4 protein-coding genes are annotated in these 3,398 nt (G+C 72.5%); all 4 read left to right on the forward strand.

Annotated elements, in window-relative coordinates; all coding sequences use genetic code 11:
- Positions 1-122 precede the first annotated feature (122 nt).
- The 4 genes from QZX64_RS16490 to QZX64_RS16505 all read left to right on the forward strand — a co-directional run bounded on the left by QZX64_RS16490 (position 123) and on the right by QZX64_RS16505 (position 3,169).
- On the forward strand, positions 123-1,589 hold the full coding sequence (locus QZX64_RS16490) for a hypothetical protein (protein ID WP_295662036.1): 1,467 nt from the start codon (positions 123-125) through the stop codon (positions 1,587-1,589).
- A 67-nt stretch (positions 1,590-1,656) separates the two neighbouring features.
- Positions 1,657-2,310: a maleylpyruvate isomerase N-terminal domain-containing protein gene (locus tag QZX64_RS16495; protein WP_295662038.1), complete on the forward strand. Its 654-nt coding sequence runs from the start codon at positions 1,657-1,659 to the stop codon at positions 2,308-2,310.
- A gap of 253 nt (positions 2,311-2,563) precedes the next feature.
- A complete protein-coding gene (locus tag QZX64_RS16500; RefSeq protein ID WP_028636594.1) occupies positions 2,564-2,767 on the forward strand; it encodes a cold-shock protein in 204 nt (67 codons plus the stop codon).
- A 237-nt stretch (positions 2,768-3,004) separates the two neighbouring features.
- Positions 3,005-3,169, forward strand: coding sequence for a hypothetical protein (locus tag QZX64_RS16505; RefSeq protein WP_295662043.1), 165 nt, complete (start codon positions 3,005-3,007; stop codon positions 3,167-3,169).
- The last annotated feature ends 229 nt before the right edge of the window (positions 3,170-3,398 follow it).

The following is a 3,398-nucleotide window of genomic DNA, read 5'->3' on the forward strand; positions in this document are numbered from 1 at the left end:
GTTGGTGGTCCGGGTGGACACCACGGACCTCGGTGGTGTGGACGTCGCCCGGCTGGCACGTGAGGTGCGCGGCCGGATCGGTCCGTGACGCCGCGCCCCGCTCGCGGGACCAGAATGGGCCCATGACGCACGGAGTCTCCTTCGCCGCCCTTCCCGACGGCCGTCGCAGCACCAGCAGGGTGGGCCGGCAGGTGGTGGCCGACGCCCTGCGCGGCGTCGACCCGGTCGGTGCCCGGGCCGCCGAGCAGGAGACGGCCTGGCGCAGCGGCTACCTGCTGCACTTCCGCAGGCTGGTGGAGGCGGGCCTGGCGACGCCGGACGCGTGGCTCGCCATCGCCGGGGCCGGCCTCGACTCGGTCCACCGCAACCTGGTCGTGGCGGGCGACGAAAGCGACGACCGGCCGCTTGACAGCCTCCTGGAGGCCGGCGGCACGCGCGGGCTCCGCACCGCCGAGGTGACGGGGGAGGGGCAGCGGCAGGAGGAGCTCGTGGTGCCCTACCGCGGACGCCGGCTGCACGGGGCCGGGCTGCGCGACCAGCTTCTCGAGTGGGCGCGCCGCGGGGTGCTGGAGCCGTCGGTCGTCGACGCCGTCTCCGAGGTCGCCGCCCATCCCGAGCGGCTGCGCCTGGACGGCCACACCGTCGCGGTGCTCGGCGCCGGGGCCGAGATGGGGCCACTGGCGCCGCTGCTGGGCTGGGGAGCCACGGTGGCCGCCGTCGACCTGCCGCGTCCGGCGGTGTGGGAGCGCGTCCTGCGTGCCGGTCGCGCGGGTGCCGGGCGGCTGCTGGTCCCCGTGGCGGAGGGCGCCGGTGACCCCCGTGACGACGTCGGCCGGGCAGCGGGGGCCGACCTGCTGGCAGAGGTGCCCGAGGTCGCCGACTGGCTCGCCGGCCTCGACGGCCGCCTGGTCGTCGGCAACTACCTGTACGCCGACGGCGCCACCCACGTCCGGGTCTCCGTCGCCGCCGACGTGCTGGGGGCTCGGGTCAGCCGCGCGAGGCCCGAGACCGCGCTCGCCTTCCTCGCCACCCCGACCGACGTCTTCGTCGTGCCGCGCGACGCGGTGGAGCAGTCGACCCGCGCGTACGTCGACCGGTCCGGCACGGCCAAGTTGGTCGGACGCCCGCTTCGCTGGGCGTCGCGCGGCCGCCTCCTGCACCGCGCCTACCCGCCGGCCGCCGACCCGGGCATCGCCGACAGCCTCGTGCCCGTGCAGGGCCCCAACTACGCGCTGGCCAAGCGGGTCCAGCGCTGGCGCGCTGCCGTCGCCCGCGGCGACGGCCGGGCGGTCTCGCTCCACGTCGCCCCCTCGACCCGCACCCGCTCGGTGGTGAAGAACCGGGCGCTCGCCGCCGCCTTCGCCGGCGCCCACCGCTTCGGGGTCGAGATCTTCGAGCCCGAGACGTCCAACATCCTGATGGCCGCACTGCTGGTCCACGACCTCACCGCCGACGTGCCCCCGCACGAGCACCCGTGGCAGGACGAGGCGCACGCCGCGGTGCACGGCGGCCTCTGGCGGGCGGCGTACGAGCCGCGCAGCGCCCTGGGCCTGGCCGCGGTGCTCGGCTACGGCAGCGCCCGCGGGTAGCGGCGGACGGTGCTCGCCCCCCCGCACCCGGACGCCGTTCGTCCGCGAGTCGGCCTACCCTCCCCCCATGCCACTGACCTTCGCAGGGACCATCGACCACGCCGCCGTCCTCCGGGCGGTCGACCAGCTCACCGACCTCGTCGCCGTCCCCGGGATCGTCGATGCGTGGGAGCACGAGTCGGCGCTGCCGGGGATGACACTGGGCGGGCTGACCCGGCACCTCGTCAGCCAGCCCGAGTGCGCGGTGGAGTTCCTGCGCCAGCCGCCGCCCGAGGGGGCGCAGACGCTCTCGCTCGCCGACTACTTCGCGCGGGTCGACTGGCTGCACGCCCCGGTCGACAGCCCGGAGAACACCTCGATCCGCGACGACTTCAACGCGATGGCGGCCGGTGGCCCGCAGGAGTCCCGCGGCGTCCTGGCGTGGTCGCGCGGTGAGCTCCCGAGCGCCCTGGCGGGAGCCGGCCCGGCCGTCTTCGTGCCGTGGCAGGGCTGCTCGCTGCAGGTCGACGACTTCCTCGTCTGCCGGCTGATGGAGGTGGTCGTGCACGCCGACGACCTCGCGGCGAGCCTCGGCCGGGCCGCACCGGCCTTCGACGAGGAGGTGCTGGACCCGGTGCTGGCCCTCCTCGCCGTGCTGGCCGTACGCCGGCACGACCAGGGCGCCGTCGTCCGCGCGCTGTCGCGGAGCGAGCGCGCCGGTGGGCCCGTCTCCGCGTTCTGAGAACCGTCGCGACCCGAGGTGTCCACCCACGCGCTGAGATGTCATCGCCCAGGACGTAGCGATTCCCGGAATGGTTGGTAGTGTTGGTCACGCAACAGGTGCAAGTTCCAAGTGGTATGACGCCCGCGGAGTTTGTGATCCAACGGCGTTTCTTCTCATGGGCAAGACTCTTGGGTCGGAGCGACGTGTCACCGCATCTGATGCGGGATCGTCGAGGTGGCGGTCTTTCGCCCGATAACAGGAGTAACGAGCAATGGCTCAAGGCACCGTGAAGTGGTTCAACGCCGAGAAGGGTTTCGGCTTCATCGCCCAGGAGGACGGCGGCGACGACGTCTTCGTGCACTACTCGGCCATCCAGTCGCAGGGCTACAAGTCCCTGGACGAGAACCAGAAGGTCGAGTTCGACGTCACCCAGGGCCCCAAGGGCCCGCAGGCGGAGAACGTCCGCGCGATCTGATCGCGAGGATCGGCTCGGACAGCACCTGTCCGTGACTTTCGCACCATGACCAGGCCCCACCCGAACGGGTGGGGCCTGGTTGCGTCCTGGCCCGTCGTCGTGGCTCGATGACCAGGTGGGAATCCCGATCGGGTGGTGCGGCACGGCATGATCGGGTCGATCTTCTTGTGTGGGATGTTTAACCTCGAACCAGTAGGGCATCGTGTCAGGCGGACATGCGTCGACAAGGGAGGTCGCGTGCACGATCAGTTCGACGTCACGCTCGAGGACGGTGACCTGCTCGGTGAGGTGGAGCTCACCACGACGCTGATCATCGCGGCGAGCGAGTGCGAGGGTCGCCTGAGTGCCGAGGAGATCGACGAGCTCCTCGGTGTCACACCCGTGCCCGAACAACGCTCCTGAGCCGTCCACGCCTCGACCCCTGCTGCCACTCGGTGCAGGGGTCGTTCTGCGTCCGGGCACGCCGGCACCAGCGCAGATGAACGACGCGTGAACGGTCTCCGGATCGACCGGGAAGTGGTGTGAGACTACGTCCATGCCGTACGACGTGGTCGCCGCCGGTGCTGTCGTGACGCGGCGCGGGAACGAGGTGCTGCTCGTGCACCGTCCGCGCTACGACGACTGGTCCTTC

It is taken from the genome of uncultured Nocardioides sp., assembly GCF_902805925.1.
Classification (GTDB): domain Bacteria; phylum Actinomycetota; class Actinomycetes; order Propionibacteriales; family Nocardioidaceae; genus Nocardioides.